Source organism: Dehalobacter sp. DCA (assembly GCF_000305775.1).
Classification (GTDB): Bacteria; Bacillota; Desulfitobacteriia; order Desulfitobacteriales; family Syntrophobotulaceae; genus Dehalobacter; species Dehalobacter alkaniphilus.
The window spans coordinates 2,761,660-2,779,726 of record NC_018866.1; the positions used below are offsets into that span (position 1 = coordinate 2,761,660).

The following is an 18,067-nucleotide window of genomic DNA, read 5'->3' on the forward strand; positions in this document are numbered from 1 at the left end:
CAAAGAGAAAAGCTTGTCACATTGAGGATAGTAAACAACCTATTTTCTGTGAAAGTACTTTATTTTCCGCCGTTTTTTCCGGGCAGCATCCATTTACTTACCCGGTTAACTGTAATTCTTCTTAATATCATAAAGTTTGTCCAAATTATTGCCTGCTGAAAGCAGGCGAAGCTCCTGACCTTCTTTCTGATACCGGCTGACGATATCGGTCAGATAATCCATCAGGCTTTCGCCAATTTCTTCATGTCTTAACGCAAATTCAATGGTTGCTCTGACAAAACCAAGTTTGTCCCCGACATCATATCTTTTCCCTTCAAAATTGTAGGCATACACATCCTGAACCTTGCTCAACTGCGCAATTGCATCCGTTAGCTGAATTTCTCCATTTCTTCCCGGAGGCAATTCCGCGAGGATATCAAAAATTTCCGGATTAAGAATATACCGGCCCATGATCGCAAGCGGAATATCAGGCGCTTCCTCCGGGGCCGGCTTTTCAAACATGGCTTCCGCCTTGTACAGTCTCGGAGATATTCTGCTGCCATCAATAATCCCGTATTTGGACACTTCTGCCGGCAGTACTTCCTGTACGCCAATCAGATTGCTGTTATACAGCTCGTAGTACCTAATCATTTGTTTCAGACAAGGCTCATCCGAATAGATCACATCGTCTCCCAAAAGAACGGCAAACGGCTCATTGCCAATAAATCTTCTGGCACTGTATACGGCATGACCAAGCCCCAGAGCTTCTTTTTGGCGGACATAATGGATATCGACCATCTCAGCAATATGTTTGACCATATCGAGCAATTCGGACTTTTCTCCGTTTTTTAGAAATAGTTCAAGTTCTACAGAACGGTCAAAATGATCCTCAATGGCTCTTTTGTTTCTTCCTGTGACAATAATGACATCTTCAATACCGGATTGAACCGCTTCTTCAATGATGTACTGAATGGTCGGTTTGTCTACGATTGGCAGCATTTCTTTGGGTTGAGCTTTGGTCGCAGGAAGAAATCTTGTACCCAATCCAGCCGCGGGTATGACTGCTTTACGAATTTTCTGCAAGATTTTTCCTCCTTTTTTTGTTGTTGCTTTGGTTGTTTTTGAACAATCCGAGTTTAGTATGCCGAATTTATCTTACTTTTATGTTTTTTTCTTAATGGCCGCTCCTTTGCCTCCATGGAACCGCGGCATTAGTCCATCCGTGGACTTGCCGCTCCTTTCCCTCCATGGAACCGCGGCATTAGTCCATCCGTGGACGTCAAACGCCTCAAATGACTACTCAAATGAGGCGTTTTCGATATCCAGGATTTTCTTCAGGGTTTTTTATGAAAATTAAAACTTTTTAAGAGATTCTATTTTAGCGGGTTTTTCTTCTTTTGCTCGGGCAATGCTGCATTTTCCTGTACCCGGTCAACAATCCCGTATTCTTTAGCTTCTTCAGCGGACATATAGTAGTCACGGTCCGTATCCTGCTCGACTTTGTCCAAAGGCTGGCCGGTTCTTTCGGCAAGAATCCTGTTCATTTTGTTTTTCGTTTTCAGCAACTGTTTGGCGTGAATTTCAATTTCTGTAGCCTGCCCCGATAAACCTCCCCCGGCAATTAACGGCTGGTGAATCAGGATCTCAGCATTCGGCAGGGCAGCACGCTTACCTTTCGTGCCGGCGGCAAGCAGGAAGGCACCCATACTGGCAGCCATTCCAATACAAATGGTCTGTACGTCAGGCCTGATGTACTGCATCGTGTCGTAGATGGCCATCCCGGCAGTAATGGACCCTCCGGGACTGTTGATATAGATAAAAACGTCCTTTTCAGGATCTTCCGCCTCGAGGAAAAGCAATTGCGCAACGACAACATTGGCAACGTTATCATCGATTGCTCCACCCAGGAAAATAATACGGTCTTTGAGGAGCCTAGAATAGATGTCGTAAGAACGTTCACCGCGATTCGTTTGTTCAACTACCATCGGGATAAGATAACTCATATTTATTCCCTCCATCATTGATTGTTAATTTTGATATGTCTCTATTTTATTACAAAGGTCAATAAAGGTCAAATAATTTGGGCAAATTTTGGTCATTTCTTTGTTTATGTTCTATCATTGATTTCTTTCTTAATAATAATTTTTTTCTTATGATGATTTTTTTCATAGTTATTTTGATTAATTACCAATCGTGCGTTTGTCTAAACATCCGAACAGAATACATATCATCTTTCCGGTTAAAATAATCCTAGTACGACGTTCTCAAATTCCCTGCTCAAATCATTCATACAAGCTTGATTACCCTAAATGAGGTCTGGGGGCCACAATTCCAGCGTCAATTTATCAATCCCATAAATGTACTGGAGGCTTGAAAAGTATGAATCTTTTACCGTTCCGTCCAATGCGGAATGCAGATCAATTGCGCCGTGAAATCAATAGGCTTTATAGTCTGCCGTTTGATCTTTTCGAAGACGAGTTCGCTCCGCGCTTGGCCGTTCCATTTACCGACGTCTATGAAACCGACGAAGAGATCATTGTTTCCTGCGATCTGCCAGGACTGCAAAGAAGAGAAGATGTAAGCATTCAGATTGAAAACAACATGATAACCATCAGCGGCACTTTAAACCGCGAACAGCACGTGATTCAGGAAGATCGCCTACACAAAAAAGAAAGGTATACCGGTCTATTCCGCCGCTCCGTCTCTCTTCCGGCGGCCGTTTCCATTGATAATGTCAGGGCAATTTATAAAAACGGTGTTTTGAATGTATTCCTGCCCAAGACAGACAGCAGGGAGAAAAAGTCTGTGCAGATTGAGTTTCAGCATTAGTAGATCGCGAAACTGTGGCCCATAGACTATCATAAGGTCGTTTAAGTATGTCTTCCTGCCAGAAGATTGCTTGTGTGGTTATTCCTATTTGCCAAAAAATAATAAATAAATTTTTGTTGGTTATCGACAATAAACTGTTATAATGTATAAGGATAACTTTCACATCTTATGCTTTTATTTGAAGGGAGAATATTCGTGCCTAAAGTAATGATTTTCTCTGCGTCTACAGGACACGGACACAATCAGGCCGCAGACTGTCTGAAAAAGGAGCTTGAAGCTTCAGGCTATTCCGTCCGGATTGTAGAACCCTTAAAAAAAGAGGAAAGCTGGATCATGGAAGCCCTTATCGATGACGGTTATCATATACTCGCAACAAGATTACCGAAAATGTACGGTAAACTATATAAGATTACCTATAACGAGTTCTTAAATAAAAATGTCAAAAGAATTTTAAACAGGGCCATGGATAGTGTCATCGAACAGCTGATTCAGGAGTACAAGCCCGACCTGCTTATTACCACCCATCCTCTTCATGTCGGTGTTGTTTCCTATTTAAAAGCATCCGGACGCTTAAATCTGCCTTTTATTTCGCTGGTTACAGATTATATGGCCCATCAGTTTTATGTGAATAGTTTTGTTGATGCCTACATTGTTGGTTCACCTTACACCAAAGATACGCTTACGGAAAAAGGTGTTCCTGAAAACAAAATACACATTTTCGGTATTCCGGTACGGGAAGAATTTCGCCAGCCCCGCCTTATCAGAAATAATGACGTATTTACACTGCTGATCATGGGTGGGAGCATGGGCATCCCCTATATCAGAAAATGCCTGAAAACGCTTATGGAGAACCGGCATCATCTTCGCATCCTGGTCGTATGCGGAAGCAATCGCAAGCTTTGGACTGATCTTGCGAAAAAGTATGCAGGTACCTTTAACGACAAAGATGTCGTCATTTACGGTTTCACATCGAACATCTATGACCTGATGGACCAGTCCGATGTGATTATTACAAAACCCGGCGGTCTGACTGTTTCAGAAGCGATCAATAAAAATATTCCCATCATTATTCCATTTTTTATTCCGGGACAGGAAGAAGAAAATACTGAGATTCTAGTTAAAGCAGGTGTTGCTGTCAGAACATCAAGGATCTCCGAACTTAATCCCCTGATCGACAGTTTCTGTCTAAATCCCGGTTTACTTGAAGAAATGCGTAAGAATGCTTCGGACTTGGCCCGACAGCTTTCTCCAGGCAGTATCGTAGGGTTGGCTGATCAGCTGCTGTATGAAAGCCCTCAAGTCAAAGAATATCAGAGAGCACATCAAAGTTAATTTTTCTAAGCAAAAAGCAAGGCGGTGCGCAATACTACTAAAGTAGTTGGCGACACCGCCTTCTTAATATTAAAGAAAGCCAGTTATGCCATATTATTTATCCCGAATCTAATAAATAATAGTTTAATAAAAGACAAGAAACCAAAAAAGGTAGGGCTATGCAATGTACAACCGCTTTCGGCAGTTGCGCCCTCCATGGCGCAAACTGCCGCGCTGCGCAATCCGTGCTCCGCTTGTCGCCGGATGTACATTGCATTAGCCTAGTCTCTGGTCTTATGTAATCATTTATTTTTGAAGATTGTCCTGTATTTTTCCGCGTATTTCTTTAAAATCTCTATCTAATTCCTGCCGGAAAGCGGAATCTGAAGTTTCGCACCCCTCAAAACCCTTGTATCTCTAATTTAAAGGTATCCTAATGCCAGTGGTTCCTTCTGATTATTACCGATTAACTGGCATTTTTAAGGGCTATAAGCTGATTACTAAGAAAAGAATTCTACAAATAGTTCTTTCAAATGTTCATATTCACTGGAATTCCTAAATTCCAAAATGTCCACTAAACCAGACTTGGCGATGCTGGTGATCACCACTTGCAGCAAATCATCAAATAATTCCCAGAGCCGCTCCGCTACATTCTTCTCTATGAGTTCGTCCTTGATTTCCGCAAATAATCCTTCTAAGGATTCGTAGGCGTTTACTCGTCGAAAATAGGCTAGGAGTGTATAGAGGAGATAGCAGGTCGTGATATGGGCAATCTGCGCATCGAAATCCCTCGATTGACAAGTCCCGAGCTTCAAATGCTGCTTGGCTTCCTTAAAAAAGACTTCGATGGTCCAACGGATACTGTAAATCTCCAACATACTCAATAAACTAAGAGATATATCCGTCGAGAGGAACAGTCTAAATTTCTTTTGATAGGGAAACCGGCAAAAATACAGTTTGATTTGTCCGATTCCTTCATAATCAACAAGGACTTCGAAATAACGGATATTCCGTTTCCTACAGCGTTTTTCGTTTCCCTCACTTTTGAGGACCGATTTTAATTGGCTGGCATTAAGGGAAGTCTCTTTGTAGCGATACTTCCTCGTATCTTGCCGAACACCACAGACCAAATGCATCGATTTTTTGTCTAATCCTCGAATCGTTTGAATGAACTCGTAACTGCTGAACCAGCTGTCAACCAGGACATATTTAGCCTTAAACCCCTGTTTTACCGCCCGTTTTATCATATCCAGACCGTTCGAAATTTTGCTAACATGGCATTCTCTGATCCGTTTAGCCCCAGCAGATTTGGGGTCTCGTTGCTTTTTGAACCGTTCTTTACGGTGCCTTGCCTTTTTTAAGGGCTTTTCCACTTGTAAAGTGAAGTCTATAGGCGTGAGGCTTTTACCATCGAAGAAACCAAGGGTTAAATTTTTAAAGCCTAATTTGCTACCTTTCTTCCCTGCAACATGGTCAAACACCTGGGTCATTTGTTCAATTCTTCGACCTGTCTTAGCAAGAGTTGTATCATCTAGAATGAAAGCGGACTTTTCATCCACTTCGTTCGTAGGATTAACCAATCGTTGAAACTGTTTGGATATACCGATCAGCAATGCTCTCCAAGGCATTTTTTCATTGTTCTTCAGTCGATATATGGAATCTTTCTTCATAGTAGTAACCTTTTGGAAATCGCTTTTATATAACGCGTGGACACTTTTCAGTAACATTAGGGGCAACATCAACATTAGTGAGAGGATTTCCGCGGAACTGTAACCATCCTGTTTCAGAAAACCAACTTTGCGGCAAAGCGTTTTAAGCTTGAACGTCTTCATAACTTCACATATAATATTGTTAATCGAATAGCCGTGATTTTGGAGTACGTTTTCAATTTCTTTGACAGGTTTCCGCATGATAACACCTCATTTTTGGTTGATTTGGAGTAGCATCTTATTATACCAAAAACCTAGTGTTCATGCGGATTTTTATCGTTTTTTCGTCTTATTCTAAGCCGAATTTTCGGCTGTTTTATGGGTGCGAAACTTCAGGCGGAATATATTCCCGTCTTGGAACAACGCTCTTGTAGGCCGGTCTGACGATTTTCCCATTATTCACGATCTCTTCGATCCGGTGGGCACTCCATCCTGACATTCTGGAGATCGCAAAGATCGGGGTAAACAGTTCCAGCGGAAGTCCCAGCATTTTATATACAAAACCGGAATAAAAGTCCACATTGGCACTGATGACTTTGCCTGACTTGTTATGGCCCAGGACAATATCCGGAGCAAGTCTTTCCACTCTACAGAATAAATCAAACTCTTCGGCCAGACCTTTCTCCTGGGCGAGCTTCCCGGCATATTCTTTAAGCAGGACTTCCCTCGGATCAGAAATCGAGTAAACCGCATGGCCGATCCCGTAAATTAGACCAGACCTGTCAAAAGCCTGTTTATTCATAATCTTCATCAAATAAGCCTTGATTTCATCCTCATCCTGCCAGTCTGTGACATTTTGTTTAATGTCTTCAAGCATATTGTAGGTTTTAATATTGGCGCCTCCATGCTTGGGACCTTTTAAAGCACCAATAGCAGCAGCCATGACCGAATAAGTGTCCGAACCGGTCGAGGTAATGACATGCGTAACAAAGGTCGAATTATTCCCACCGCCGTGTTCGGCATGCAGGACCAGGGAAATATCCAGCAGGGCAGCCTCAAGCTTCGTGTATTTGCTGTCCGGCCGGAGCATGTGAAGAATATTTTCCGCTGTGCTGAGATGAGGCAGTGGACTGTGCAGAAACAGGCTCTTGTTTCCATGATAGTGCGCACAGGAGTGATAGCCATACACGGCCAGCAAAGGCATCCAGGCAATCAGTTTCATGCATTGTTTCAGGACATTTTCGATGGAATTGTCATCGGGGTTGTCATCATAGGAATATAGGCTCAGGATGCTCCTGGCCAGCATATTCATGATATCCTTGCCCGGGCTTTTCAGGATAGTACCCCGGACAAAGTCCTCGGGCAGTTTTTGATATGCCGACAGCACCTGTTCAAAATCCTTCAGCTCCTCGGCGTTCGGAAGATGCCCGAACAGAAGCAAATAGCTCGTTTCTTCAAAGCCGTATCTTTCGTCTTTGATAAAGCCGTCGACGATGTCATTAATATCGATACCTCTATAGGTTAATCTTCCCGGAACAGGAATCTTTTCTCCTTCGTCTATGATATAGGAGTGCACTTCACCAATCTCGGTCAGACCGACGAGTACGCCCTTGCCTTCAAGATCGCGCAAGCCCCTCATTACTTGATATTTACTATATAGCTCAGGATTGATTTTACTGCTGTCTATCGCTTTCTGCGTCAGTTCTTTAAACATTTTTGTTTCAAATTGTTCGAATTGTACGAACTCTGTTTGTTCCATTTCCCTACCTCCTCTGGATCAATCATAAAGAAAGCTCGGCTGGCACCAAGCCTTCAGCGATAACATTCTCCATTTATTCTTCCTGTCATTATAATTCGTTTTCGCTTTGAAGTAAATGTATTATAATGACTAAGAGCGACCATCCTATTCGCAGACAAGTCTAACAAAGCCAGACTATAAATCAAAAATTCTATGATCAAAAAATTATTATAAATTATCATTTGAGGTCAAGCTTATGAAAAGAAGACTCCTGATTATGCTCCTCTGCACAGTCGCTGCCGTATTCATTGCGGGCGGTGTGATCGCCTACCAATATGCCAACCAGATTTCTTTTCAAAATCCTCCAGATCCTTCGCCGCTTCCGGAATCGGAGCCGGAGCCTTCCTATGTGGATATCTCTATCGCTTCCGTCGGCGACATCCTGATTCATAACACGGTCTATATGGCCGCTTACGATTCTTCAACAGGTCTGTATGATTTCAGGAGCCAGTTTCAGTATGTTAAATCCTATCTTGAAAATGCCGATATTACCGTGGCCAACCTGGAGACCTCGCTGGCCGGGCCTGAGCAGGGCTATTCCGGTTATCCCAAATTCAATACCCCCGATTCGATCGTTGATGCTCTGAAGGAATCGGGCGTTGACATTGTTACCGCAGCCAACAACCACCGTTTAGATCAGGATATCACCGGATTCTACCGGACGATCGACGTTGTCAAAAACAAGGGACTGGATATTATCGGTGTCAAGGCTACCGAGAAGGAAACCACCTATGTCATCAAGGACATCAAAGGTGTTAAAGTGGCATTTGTCAATTTTGGCTACGGCTATCCGCAAAACGACGGCAGCCTGAGCATCAATGGTCTTATCCTTCCCGTCAACATGACCGGACTGATGGATACCTTTGACCCGCAAGATTTTGACAGTTCTGTGCAAACCATTAAGGCGAGAATTACTGAAGCAAGACAGGCCGGCGCGGAAATTGTCATTTTGTGCATGCACTGGGGAGATGAATATCAGCGACTTCCTAGTACTTTTCAGCAGGACTTGGCCTCCGTACTGGCTGACTGCGGCGCAGATGTGATTTTTGGGGGCCATCCGCATGTGCTCCAGCCCTTCGTATTTTTGGCCACAGACAACAATGGAAATGTTCCGGTTTTTTATTCTCAGGGAAATTTCATCTCAGATCAGCGTCAGGAAACCGTTGATAACATTTATACCGAACAGGGAATCATCGCCAATGTGACGATCAGGGTATATCCAGATCACACCCATCATGTTCTCCAGGCGGACGCCGTTCCTACTTGGGTGAATAAAAAACGCCTGAATAATCAATTGATTTATGAGGTTATACCAGCCAAAGCTGCTCTGGACAATCCCGGACTGTATCCCCTTCTGAAGGATGCAGATCTGGAACGGATCCGGTTCTGCAGGGACACTGTGCAGAAACTAATGCCAGAAGCAGGAAAAGAACTCGAATCCCAATCCAACTGAAATAAAAGGGTTAGAACCGTAAAAATAAACCTATGCGCATATGTTCATATGTCCATAGGTTTATTTCTTTATCACCTTGCCTCCCCGGACTTCATAGAATAAAATAAATCAAATATCTTACAAATCAGCCTGCGGGGGGGGATCCGGCATGTACGCCTATACATTTAAATATGGTCAGCGTGCAGCGTTCTTTGTTGTCATTATTCTGGTACTTATTACTCTTGAAGTGCTGCTTTAGCCCAATATTAACCCAAATCGATGCTGTGCTAGTATTTTTCCATCGGGACAATGGCTTTGGCAGCTGCTGCTCCGACCAGTGACTTCAGAATATCTCCGACAATAAAGGGTATATAGCCCATAAAGAGGACTCCGGCCAGGGTAACTGTCTGTCCGGTCGACCAAAGCCATATGGCCAGGGATATTAACCCCGGAACATAAACAAGGACAAGCTGGGCAAAAAGGATAATGCCGGTCAGCGGCAAAGCTTTACGGTTTTGGGTCCTGGAATCGATCATACCGCCGATAAACAGCGCTGCAAGGATAAAACCAAACACATAACCAATTGTCGGCCCGGCAAGCGCCGCCGCTCCGCCTTTGAAACCCGCAAACCACGGAATTCCTGCCAAACCGCCGACAGCATAGATTGCCATACTGATACCGCCCCATTTTCTACCCAGCAGCACAGCAGCCAGGATCACCCCAATCTGGGAAGCCACCAAAGGCACGGGGGTAAATGGCAGGTAGATTTTCACCTGAGCAAGCAGGCCGGTCAGGCAGGCCAGACTTACTGCCAGAGCAATTTTGGCAAACGTCGTTGACTGCGTGCGCCATTGAAAATAGGACAAACGTTTTTGACGGTAAACTTCGAGCGTATGCAAATTTTGAATCATCATCATTCCTCCGTTCTGTTCTTTCATGTAATAAACTATATTCTCAGTACTATATCATTAGGACGCTTCGTTTTCAATGCCATTTTCCATGTAAATACTGTATTCATTTTGGGAACCGCGACCGTACTTCTCGTTTAATCGTCTAGGGCTACAGAAATTTCTCCCGAAATGATCGCTTTGATCTCCCCGGTCTGCGCCAGCCTTACGACCAGTTCCCCTTTAGGCCCGAGGTCGATTACCTCAGCGGTCTGCACCGGCCCCTCCCTGTTTTCGAGGACCACTTTTCTGCCTATGACTTCGGAACGCTCCCTGCAGATGGTTAAGGTCCTGCCTAGATCAACCGTGCTGAGGTATTCCAGGTAAAGCGGTTCAAATCCATTTAGGATTCCGGCTGTCAGCCTGGCCCTGTCGTGTTCCCTGCCCGTCTCGAGACGTAAAGAAGTCGCTGTGGATTTCAGTTCATCAGGAAAATCCGTTTCAGCAAGGTTCACATTCAGACCGATGCCGATCACCACTACCGGGGTCCGCCTGCTGCTGACCGACATTTCCGTCAGAATCCCTCCGGCCTTCTTTCCGTTCAGGAATAGATCATTTGGCCATTTGATGGTGATTCCTCTTCCTGGGAAAGAAATAGCTGCTTCGTCCACTGCCAGACATACTGCCGCTGCGCCAGCCAGCGTCAGCTGGGGTATCACATCCGGCGGAAGTTGAGGTTTCAAAATGATTGACATCCAGATCCCCTTGCCTCCCGGTGACTGCCACTTTCGGCCAAAACGTCCCCGGCCGGTCGTCTGCTGTTCACTGATGATCACAGTTCCTTCTTCTTCAGTCAAAGCTCTGCGGGCTGCTTCACAGTTGGTGGAGTCCAGCACGTCAAAACAGAGGATCTTTCTTCCCAGAAAAGTTGTCCGGAGATATTGTGTTATTTTTTCAGGGCTGAGAGATTCGTTCATGACTCGGTATAAGCCCCTATCCTGCGGTATTTCTGATAACGCCTTTCAAGAACATCATCGATTTGTTCCAGCATGGTTCTGAACGGAACCTTTAACAAATGTTCCTTGATGACGGCAGCCATCGCCTCGGGATCATGATGGGCACCGCCCAAAGGCTCCGGCAGAACCTTGTCGATCAGGCCCATTTGCTGCAAATCCTGAGCAGTAATCTTCATGATCTGGGCTGCCTCTTTTGCTCTGGAGGAATCCTTCCAAAGGATACTGGCAAAACCTTCAGGAGACAGTATGGAATAGATCGAATGCTCCAGCATCCAGATCTCGTCTGCGATCGACAGGGCCAACGCCCCGCCGCTGCCTCCTTCTCCCAGAACAATGGAAATAACAGGCGTCCGCAAACTGACCATTTCCATCAGGTTGCGTGCAATCGCTTCCCCCTGGCCCCGTTCCTCCGCCCCGATACCAGGATCAGCGCCTGGTGTATCAATAAAGCAAATCACGGGCCGGTGAAATTTTTCCGCCTGCTTCATGAGCCTTAACGCTTTACGGTAACCTTCGGGATTTGTCATCCCAAAATTTCTTTTGACATTTTCTTTGGTATTTCTGCCTTTTTGCTGGCCAATGACCGTTATCGGCAGGTCCCCCAGTCTGGCAACGCCGCCGACAATGCAGGGGTCATCCCGGTACATCCGGTCTCCATGCAGCTCAATAAAGGAGTGAAAAATCCTCTCGATATAATCGAGCGTGGTGGGTCTTTCCACCATTCGGGACAGGGTCAGCTTATCCATCGCCGTCAAATTTGAAAATGCTTCCTCTTTCATCCTGGTAAGCTTCTCTTCTAATCCCTCAATCTCTGATGAAAAGTCGGCTTGCTTATCTTCAGCAAGCTTCCTTAAATCACTCAGCTTATTATTCAGTTCCGCTAATTCTTTTTCCCGCTCGAGCATAGCCACACTCCGTCTTTTTGCTTAACGCCTGTAATGAAGCTTAATCAGGCGAGACAAGGTTAGTTTGAGGTCCTCTCTGGCCACGATTTTATCAATAAAACCGTGTTCCAGAAGAAATTCTGCTTTCTGAAAACCTTCCGGCAGCTCCTGCCTGATGGTCTGTTGAATGACCCTCTTGCCGGCAAAGCCGATCAGCGCGTCCGGTTCCGCCAAAATGATATCTCCCAGCATCGGGAAGCTGGCCGTGACGCCGCCCGTTGTCGGGTCTGTCAGAACCGCGATATACAGTCCTCCCTGCCGACTGTGTTTGCCAACGGCTGCAGATGTTTTCGCCATCTGCATCAGGGAAAACATTCCTTCCTGCATCCTGGCCCCACCTGAAGCAGTAAAAACAATGATCGGCATTTTCCTTTCAGCAGCGAATTCAAAGGCCCGGGCCACTTTCTCGCCAACGACCGAACCCATGCTGCCCATCATAAAGTTACTGTCCATCACCGTAATCACAGCATCCTGGCCATGAATCTTGCCATACCCTGTTAGTACGGCTTCCGAAAGGCCCGTCTTCTCCTGGCCAGTGCGGATTTTCTCTGCATAGCCTTCAAAGTCCAGCGGATTGACGCTTTTCATATCCTGATTAGTTTCTTTAAATGTACCGGTGTCCATGATCAAGTCGACTCTTTCCCAGGCTCCCATCCTGAAATGGTAGCCGCAGCGGACACAGACCTTGTTATTATTACTGAGATCCTTCGTGTAAACTGTCTCTCCGCAATTCTGGCATTTTGTCCACAGTCCGTTCGGAATGGCAGGCAAAACACTCTTTTCCCCCTGCCCCTCTATCTCCGCCGGTGCCGGCTGACTATTATTCTGTTGTATCGTTAGATAACGCGGTTTCTTAAAAACCCTGTTTAATTTAAACATGAGCACCAACCGTAATCATTTTTTTATGGCTGTCATTACGCTCCATAGTCAAATTCTTTGGCAATGAAGGATGTGTCAATTTCTGCGCTCCTAAATTTCGGGTTATTCAAAATCTGAAACAGGAATTCAATATTCGTGTCAATACCTTCAATAATAAACTCATCAAGGGCCCTGCGCATTTTACTGATGGCTTCATTCCTGTCCTGACCGTGCGTAATCAGTTTCGCAATCATCGAATCATAGGTCGGCGGAATATCATAGCCGTTGTAGAGTGCGCTATCCAGTCTTACGCCATTTCCTCCGGGCCAGAGAAGGATATTCACTTTGCCGGGAGACGGCCTGAACCCGAGTGCGGGATTTTCCGCATTGATTCGGCATTCTATGGCATGGCCTTGAATATGCACGTCGTCCTGCCGGATGTTTAGCTGTTCTCCCGAGGCAATTTTCAGTTGTTCCTTCACAATATCAATTCCTGTAACCAGCTCGGTTACGGGATGCTCGACCTGGATACGGGTATTCATTTCCATAAAGTAATAGCCACCGTTGTTGTCAACTAAAAATTCGATGGTCCCGGCGCTCTTATAACCTACCGCTTGAGCAGCGCGGACAGCTGTATCCCCCATTTCCCGCCTGAGCTCGTCACTCAGGACGGTTGAAGGAGCCTCTTCAATGACTTTTTGATTTCTGCGCTGGATTGAACAGTCTCTTTCTCCAAGGTGAATGACATTTCCATAGTGGTCCGCCAGGATCTGAAATTCGATATGTCTCGGCTCCACCAGATATTTCTCCAAATACATTGAATCATCATCAAAGGCAGCCTGAGCTTCTTTTTTGGCCATATCATAAGCCTTTTTCAGTTCATCCCGGCTCCAGACAATCCGGATACCCTTGCCTCCGCCGCCTGCCGATGCCTTCAGCATGACTGGATAACCAATACGCTCTGCAGAAGCCTCTGCCTGTTTAAAATTAGCCAACACACCTTCGATACCAGGAACGATAGGGACACCCGCCTGGCCCATGATCTGCCGGGCCTTCGCTTTATTCCCCATCATTTCAATGACTTCGGGATCAGGACCGATAAATGCGATATGGCACGCTTTGCACATCTCGGCAAATTTACTGTTTTCCGCCAAAAAGCCAAATCCCGGATGAATGGCTTCCGCGCCCGTCAGAACCGTTGCACTGATAATATTCTTGGTATTCAGATAGCTGTCCCTTGCTCTGGCCGGACCGATACAAACCGTCTCATCAGCAAGATCCACATGCAGGGAGTTCCTGTCGGCTTCCGAATAAACCGCAACTGTTGCAACTCCGATTTCCCGGCAGGCCCGAATAATCCGGACCGCTATTTCGCCTCTGTTGGCAATGAGTATTTTTTTGAACAAGTTTTCACCCACCAACTTTATTAACTGATAAAAAACTTAATTTCGGCTTCGGCAGCTTTTTCCCCGTCAACCGTGGCAAGAGCTTTGCCGATGCCGGCAGGGCCTTTGATTTTTATAATCTCTACTTCCAGCCTCAGCACATCACCAGGAAATACCTTCCTTCGGAACTTGGCATTATCAATTCCGGTAAAGTAAGCGAGCTTACCCTGATATTTTTCCATTTTTAATAAAGCTACCGCACCGGCCTGAGCCAGCGCTTCAATAATGAGTACACCGGGCATTACCGGTTCTTGCGGAAAATGTCCCTGAAAAAAATACTCATTGATCGTAACATTTTTATAAGCAACAACCCTTTTACCTTCTTCTAGCTCTTCGACTCGGTCCAGAAGAAGGAACGGGTATCGATGCGGAATGATCTCCTGAATCTCTTTGATGTTCAGCATCTTTTTACCTCCACAATAGTTCCGCTTGCATCCTTGCCGCTACTTGGTATTAATTTCAAACAGCGGTTGGCCAAATTCAACCATTTGCCCGTCATCAACCAGAATGCTTAAGATTTGCAGGTCTTCTTCAGCTTCAATCTCATTCATCAGCTTCATCGCCTCGACAATACAAAGCGTATCTCCTTTTTTGACTTTGCTACCCGCGCTGACAAAGGGTTTCTCTCCGGGCGACGGTGCCAGGTAAAAGGTTCCAACAATCGGTGCATTAATCGTCTGCGACGCTTCAATTTTAGAACTTGGTTGTTCCGGAGTCACAGTCTCTCTTCCGGCTGCAGCCCCGGTCATAAAGCTCTGTACCGGCTGAAACGCAGGCTGAAACATAGGCGGAAGCTTTTCTTTCTTCAAAACAATTTTATAATCCTCTTGCTTAAGCTCAAATTCAGTCAGCCCGGATTCATCCACCATTTTTATCAGTTCTTGAATTTCTTTTAAATCCATCACTTTATCCCTCTAACCATTTTTTTAAGATAATGGTAGCATTATGGCCGCCAAACCCAAGCGAATTGGATAGGGCGTAGGTCAAATCCATGTTACGCCCGCAATTTGGCACATAATCCAGGTCACATTCCTCATCTTTAACCTGATAGCCGATCGTCGGTGGTACAAAGCCCTCCTGAAGTGCTTTGGCGCAGATAATCGCCTCTATAGCTCCTGCTGCTCCCAGTAGATGACCGGTCATTGATTTAGTCGAACTCACCGGTATTTGATAAGCTTTTTCTCCAAATGTGGCTTTGATCGCTTCCGTCTCAAACTTGTCGTTGTACGGTGTACCTGTTCCATGCGGATTGATATAGGATATTTCGTCCGGACCAATTCCGGCATCAGCTAAGGCAAGCTTCATGGCTCTGGCCGCGCCTTCCCCTCCCGGTGCAGGTGCGGTCATATGGTAGGCATCGCAGGTAGCTCCATAACCAACTACTTCGCCATAGATTCTTGCATTCCTCTTTCTAGCATGCTCCAAAGATTCCAGAACCAAAATACCCGCACCTTCACCAATCACGAACCCGTCCCTCTCCTTGTCAAACGGGATGGAAGCCCTGTTGACATCATTGCTGTTGCTCAAAGCGGTCATGGAAGTAAATCCGGCTACCGCCAGAGGCGTAATCGGGGCTTCGGCACCACCGGTAACAATCATATCCGCCTGACCGTCTCTGATCTTCCAGAAAGCTTCACCGATGGAATGCGTTGCTGAAGCGCAGGCTGTGACAATACTGTAGTTAACTCCTTTGGCACCAAGCTTGATCGCAATATTCCCTGAAGCCATATTACTGATCGCCATCGGAATAAAGAAAGGGGAAACCCTGCCGGGCCCTTTCTCGGTCAGCCTGCTGTGCTGTTCTTCAATCGTTAGCAGACCGCCTATCCCCGATCCAACCAAAACACCTAATCTTTCCGGGTCGATCTCGGCTTCTTTCACACCCGCATCTTCATAAGCCTGTTCTGCCGCCACCACTGCCAGCTGGCAGTAGCGGTCCATCCGTTTGGCTTCTTTCTTGTCCAAATGCATTTCAGGATCAAAATCTTTGATTTCGGCACCAATTTTTACTTTATGGTCCGTCGTATCAAAGGCTGTGATCGGACCTATTCCGCATTTCCCCTCTTTGATGCCCTGCCAGAATGTGGCTGCATCGTTGCCAAGCGGAGTAACCGCCCCAATTCCAGTAATAACTACGCGTGTTCTCATATTGTTGGTCTCCTCCTAAAATGCCATTCCGCCGTCAACGCTTATGACCTGGCCGGTAATATATTCACCGGCGTCTGAAGCCAGAAATAAAATCGTATCGGCGATATTCTCCGGTTTGCCAAACCGCTTTAAAGCAATGCTCTCTTTGGTCAGTTCTTTTACTTTATCCGATAATCCTGACGTCATATCCGTCTCAATAAAGCCAGGGGCTACGGCATTCACCGTGATGTTTCTGCTGCCAATTTCCTTGGCCAGGGATTTGGTAAGTCCAATAACGCCGGCTTTGGCCGCTGCATAATTGACCTGTCCTGCATTTCCGAGAATTCCAACGACAGAAGTGATATTGATGATCCTGCCGCTTCTTTGTTTGACCATGATAGGAACGGCATGCCGGGTACAATTGAACACCCCTTTGAGGTCTACTTCTACGACTCGGTCAAAATCGTCTTCCGACATCCTCATGAGTAAACCGTCGCGGGTTATCCCTGCGTTATTGATCAGAATATCAATGGTTCCAAATTCCGCTTTGGCCATCGCAATCAATTGTTCCGCTTCACTGAATACACTGACGTCCGCTTTTAAGACCAAGGCCCGCCCTCCGAGATTTTCGATTTCCTGGGCAAGCTTTAACCCGTCCTGCTCGCTGCTTACATAATTCACCGCGATATTCGCGCCTTGTTCAGCAAGCTTTAAAGCGATGGCTCTGCCAATACCCCTGCTGGCACCTGTAACAACTGCTGTTTTCCCCTTTAGCATATCCGACCTCCTCCTGAAATCCAATATTGATAGAAACCGTGACCTGTACCCTAGATTTCAAGTACGTTCTTAATCATTAAAGTATTTCACCACAGCTTCGAGAGATGACGGGTCTTCGACATTCAGAACCTTCACGTTCTTGTCAATCTTTCTCGCAAAGCCCTTTAAGACACTTCCAGGTCCCAGTTCCACAAAGGTATCTACGCCGTCGGCAAGCATCCTTCTGAAGGACATCTCCCAAAGGACGGAACGCATGACTTGTTGTGGCAATAGTTCCTTGACCGCCGACTTATCCGCCATATAATCTGCAGTAACATTGGAAATCACCGGAATCCGGGGATCAGAAAATCCAATGCCTGCCAGCTCGTCAGCCAATTTCCGGGCCGCCGGTTCGAGTAAGCCCGTATGAAACGGTCCGCTGACTTCAAGCGGGATCACCCTTTTGGCCCCGAGCTCCATAGCCCTGGCCGAAGCAGCTTCCAAGGCCTTGTTTTCCCCGGATATCACAACCTGACCTGGGCAGTTATAATTGGCAATCCGTACAACCCCGAGACTTTCAGCCTCAAGACAAGCCTTCTCGACCCCGGATGTTTCCAAACCGAGGACTGCAGCCATTCCTCCAACACCCTGAGACACAGCCTCCTGCATATACCTGCCTCTGTTCCGGACCAGTTTCACAGCCGCCTCAAATGGCAATACACCGCTCAAGACCAAGGCAGAATATTCACCCAGACTGAATCCGGCTGTCAGATCAGGATTGATCCCCTGATCCATCAGCGCCCTTGCGGCTGCCACACTGACCGTAAGAATGGCTGGCTGCGTATGTTCCGTTTTATCCAGTTCCTCTTTGGGGCCATAAAAACACAGGTCACTCAGCGAATATCCGAGCTCCTGATCCGCCAGGTCAAAGACCGCCCGCGAAACATCGTTATGCTGATAAAGTTCTTTGCCCATGCCAACATACTGTGAACCCTGACCCGCAAAAATAAACGCTGTCTTTCTATCCATTCTTTCC

17 protein-coding genes are annotated in these 18,067 nt (G+C 46.0%); 3 read left to right on the top strand and 14 right to left on the bottom strand.

Annotated elements, in window-relative coordinates:
• Positions 1 to 105: 105 nt before the first annotated feature.
• Positions 106 to 1,062, bottom strand: coding sequence for a UTP--glucose-1-phosphate uridylyltransferase GalU (galU, locus tag DHBDCA_RS13270; RefSeq protein WP_015044737.1), 957 nt, complete (start codon positions 1,060 to 1,062; stop codon positions 106 to 108).
• A gap of 290 nt (positions 1,063 to 1,352) precedes the next feature.
• The gene (gene clpP, locus DHBDCA_RS13275) at positions 1,353 to 1,982 is read right to left on the bottom strand and encodes an ATP-dependent Clp endopeptidase proteolytic subunit ClpP (protein WP_015044738.1); all 630 of its coding nucleotides are present in this window, start codon (positions 1,980 to 1,982) and stop codon (positions 1,353 to 1,355) included.
• A gap of 376 nt (positions 1,983 to 2,358) precedes the next feature.
• On the opposite strand from clpP, the gene DHBDCA_RS13280 reads away from it, so the two are divergent.
• Together DHBDCA_RS13280 and DHBDCA_RS13285 are read left to right on the top strand one after the other, a co-directional pair.
• Positions 2,359 to 2,808 (top strand): Hsp20/alpha crystallin family protein, encoded by a 450-nt coding sequence (locus DHBDCA_RS13280; protein WP_015044739.1) that lies wholly within the window; start codon positions 2,359 to 2,361, stop codon positions 2,806 to 2,808.
• A gap of 195 nt (positions 2,809 to 3,003) precedes the next feature.
• Positions 3,004 to 4,140, top strand: a complete 1,137-nt coding sequence (locus DHBDCA_RS13285) for an MGDG synthase family glycosyltransferase (RefSeq protein ID WP_015044740.1) — start codon at positions 3,004 to 3,006, stop codon at positions 4,138 to 4,140.
• 479 nt (positions 4,141 to 4,619) lie between these two features.
• Here the strand turns inward: DHBDCA_RS13285 and DHBDCA_RS13290 are convergent, their stop codons facing one another.
• Positions 4,620 to 6,029 (bottom strand): IS4 family transposase, encoded by a 1,410-nt coding sequence (locus DHBDCA_RS13290; RefSeq protein WP_015044741.1) that lies wholly within the window; start codon positions 6,027 to 6,029, stop codon positions 4,620 to 4,622.
• Positions 6,030 to 6,144: 115 nt separating this feature from the next.
• Positions 6,145 to 7,527: a citrate/2-methylcitrate synthase gene (locus tag DHBDCA_RS13295; protein WP_015044742.1), complete on the bottom strand. Its 1,383-nt coding sequence runs from the start codon at positions 7,525 to 7,527 to the stop codon at positions 6,145 to 6,147.
• A 235-nt stretch (positions 7,528 to 7,762) separates the two neighbouring features.
• Between DHBDCA_RS13295 and DHBDCA_RS13300 the strand changes: the two genes are divergently transcribed.
• Positions 7,763 to 9,019: a CapA family protein gene (locus tag DHBDCA_RS13300; protein ID WP_015044743.1), complete on the top strand. Its 1,257-nt coding sequence runs from the start codon at positions 7,763 to 7,765 to the stop codon at positions 9,017 to 9,019.
• 266 nt (positions 9,020 to 9,285) lie between these two features.
• Here DHBDCA_RS13300 and DHBDCA_RS13305 read toward each other — a convergent pair whose 3' ends face one another.
• From DHBDCA_RS13305 to fabD, 10 genes are all read right to left on the bottom strand, one after another.
• Positions 9,286 to 9,915 carry a biotin transporter BioY gene (locus DHBDCA_RS13305; protein WP_242824920.1) on the bottom strand — a complete coding sequence of 210 codons (630 nt, stop codon included), beginning with the start codon at positions 9,913 to 9,915 and terminating at the stop codon, positions 9,286 to 9,288.
• A gap of 128 nt (positions 9,916 to 10,043) precedes the next feature.
• Complete coding sequence (locus tag DHBDCA_RS13310; protein WP_015044745.1) at positions 10,044 to 10,862, bottom strand: biotin--[acetyl-CoA-carboxylase] ligase; 819 nt, start codon at positions 10,860 to 10,862, stop codon at positions 10,044 to 10,046.
• The gene (locus tag DHBDCA_RS13315; protein WP_015044746.1) at positions 10,859 to 11,806 is read right to left on the bottom strand and encodes an acetyl-CoA carboxylase carboxyltransferase subunit alpha; all 948 of its coding nucleotides are present in this window, start codon (positions 11,804 to 11,806) and stop codon (positions 10,859 to 10,861) included. Before DHBDCA_RS13315 ends, DHBDCA_RS13310 begins: the two co-directional genes overlap by 4 nt.
• A 21-nt stretch (positions 11,807 to 11,827) precedes the next feature.
• Positions 11,828 to 12,724 carry an acetyl-CoA carboxylase, carboxyltransferase subunit beta gene (gene accD, locus DHBDCA_RS13320; RefSeq protein ID WP_015044747.1) on the bottom strand — a complete coding sequence of 299 codons (897 nt, stop codon included), beginning with the start codon at positions 12,722 to 12,724 and terminating at the stop codon, positions 11,828 to 11,830.
• A gap of 35 nt (positions 12,725 to 12,759) precedes the next feature.
• Positions 12,760 to 14,109 carry an acetyl-CoA carboxylase biotin carboxylase subunit gene (locus tag DHBDCA_RS13325; protein ID WP_015044748.1) on the bottom strand — a complete coding sequence of 450 codons (1,350 nt, stop codon included), beginning with the start codon at positions 14,107 to 14,109 and terminating at the stop codon, positions 12,760 to 12,762.
• A gap of 20 nt (positions 14,110 to 14,129) precedes the next feature.
• Positions 14,130 to 14,552 (bottom strand): 3-hydroxyacyl-ACP dehydratase FabZ, encoded by a 423-nt coding sequence (gene fabZ / locus DHBDCA_RS13330; protein ID WP_015044749.1) that lies wholly within the window; start codon positions 14,550 to 14,552, stop codon positions 14,130 to 14,132.
• Positions 14,553 to 14,591: 39 nt separating this feature from the next.
• Entirely contained in the window at positions 14,592 to 15,050 is a 459-nt protein-coding gene (gene accB, locus DHBDCA_RS13335; RefSeq protein WP_015044750.1) for an acetyl-CoA carboxylase biotin carboxyl carrier protein, read from the bottom strand.
• Between the two features lie 4 nt (positions 15,051 to 15,054).
• A complete protein-coding gene (gene fabF / locus DHBDCA_RS13340) occupies positions 15,055 to 16,296 on the bottom strand; it encodes a beta-ketoacyl-ACP synthase II (protein ID WP_015044751.1) in 1,242 nt (413 codons plus the stop codon).
• 15 nt (positions 16,297 to 16,311) lie between these two features.
• Positions 16,312 to 17,052: a 3-oxoacyl-[acyl-carrier-protein] reductase gene (fabG, locus tag DHBDCA_RS13345; protein ID WP_015044752.1), complete on the bottom strand. Its 741-nt coding sequence runs from the start codon at positions 17,050 to 17,052 to the stop codon at positions 16,312 to 16,314.
• A gap of 69 nt (positions 17,053 to 17,121) precedes the next feature.
• The gene (gene fabD / locus DHBDCA_RS13350; protein ID WP_015044753.1) at positions 17,122 to 18,060 is read right to left on the bottom strand and encodes an ACP S-malonyltransferase; all 939 of its coding nucleotides are present in this window, start codon (positions 18,058 to 18,060) and stop codon (positions 17,122 to 17,124) included.
• Positions 18,061 to 18,067: the final 7 nt, after the last annotated feature.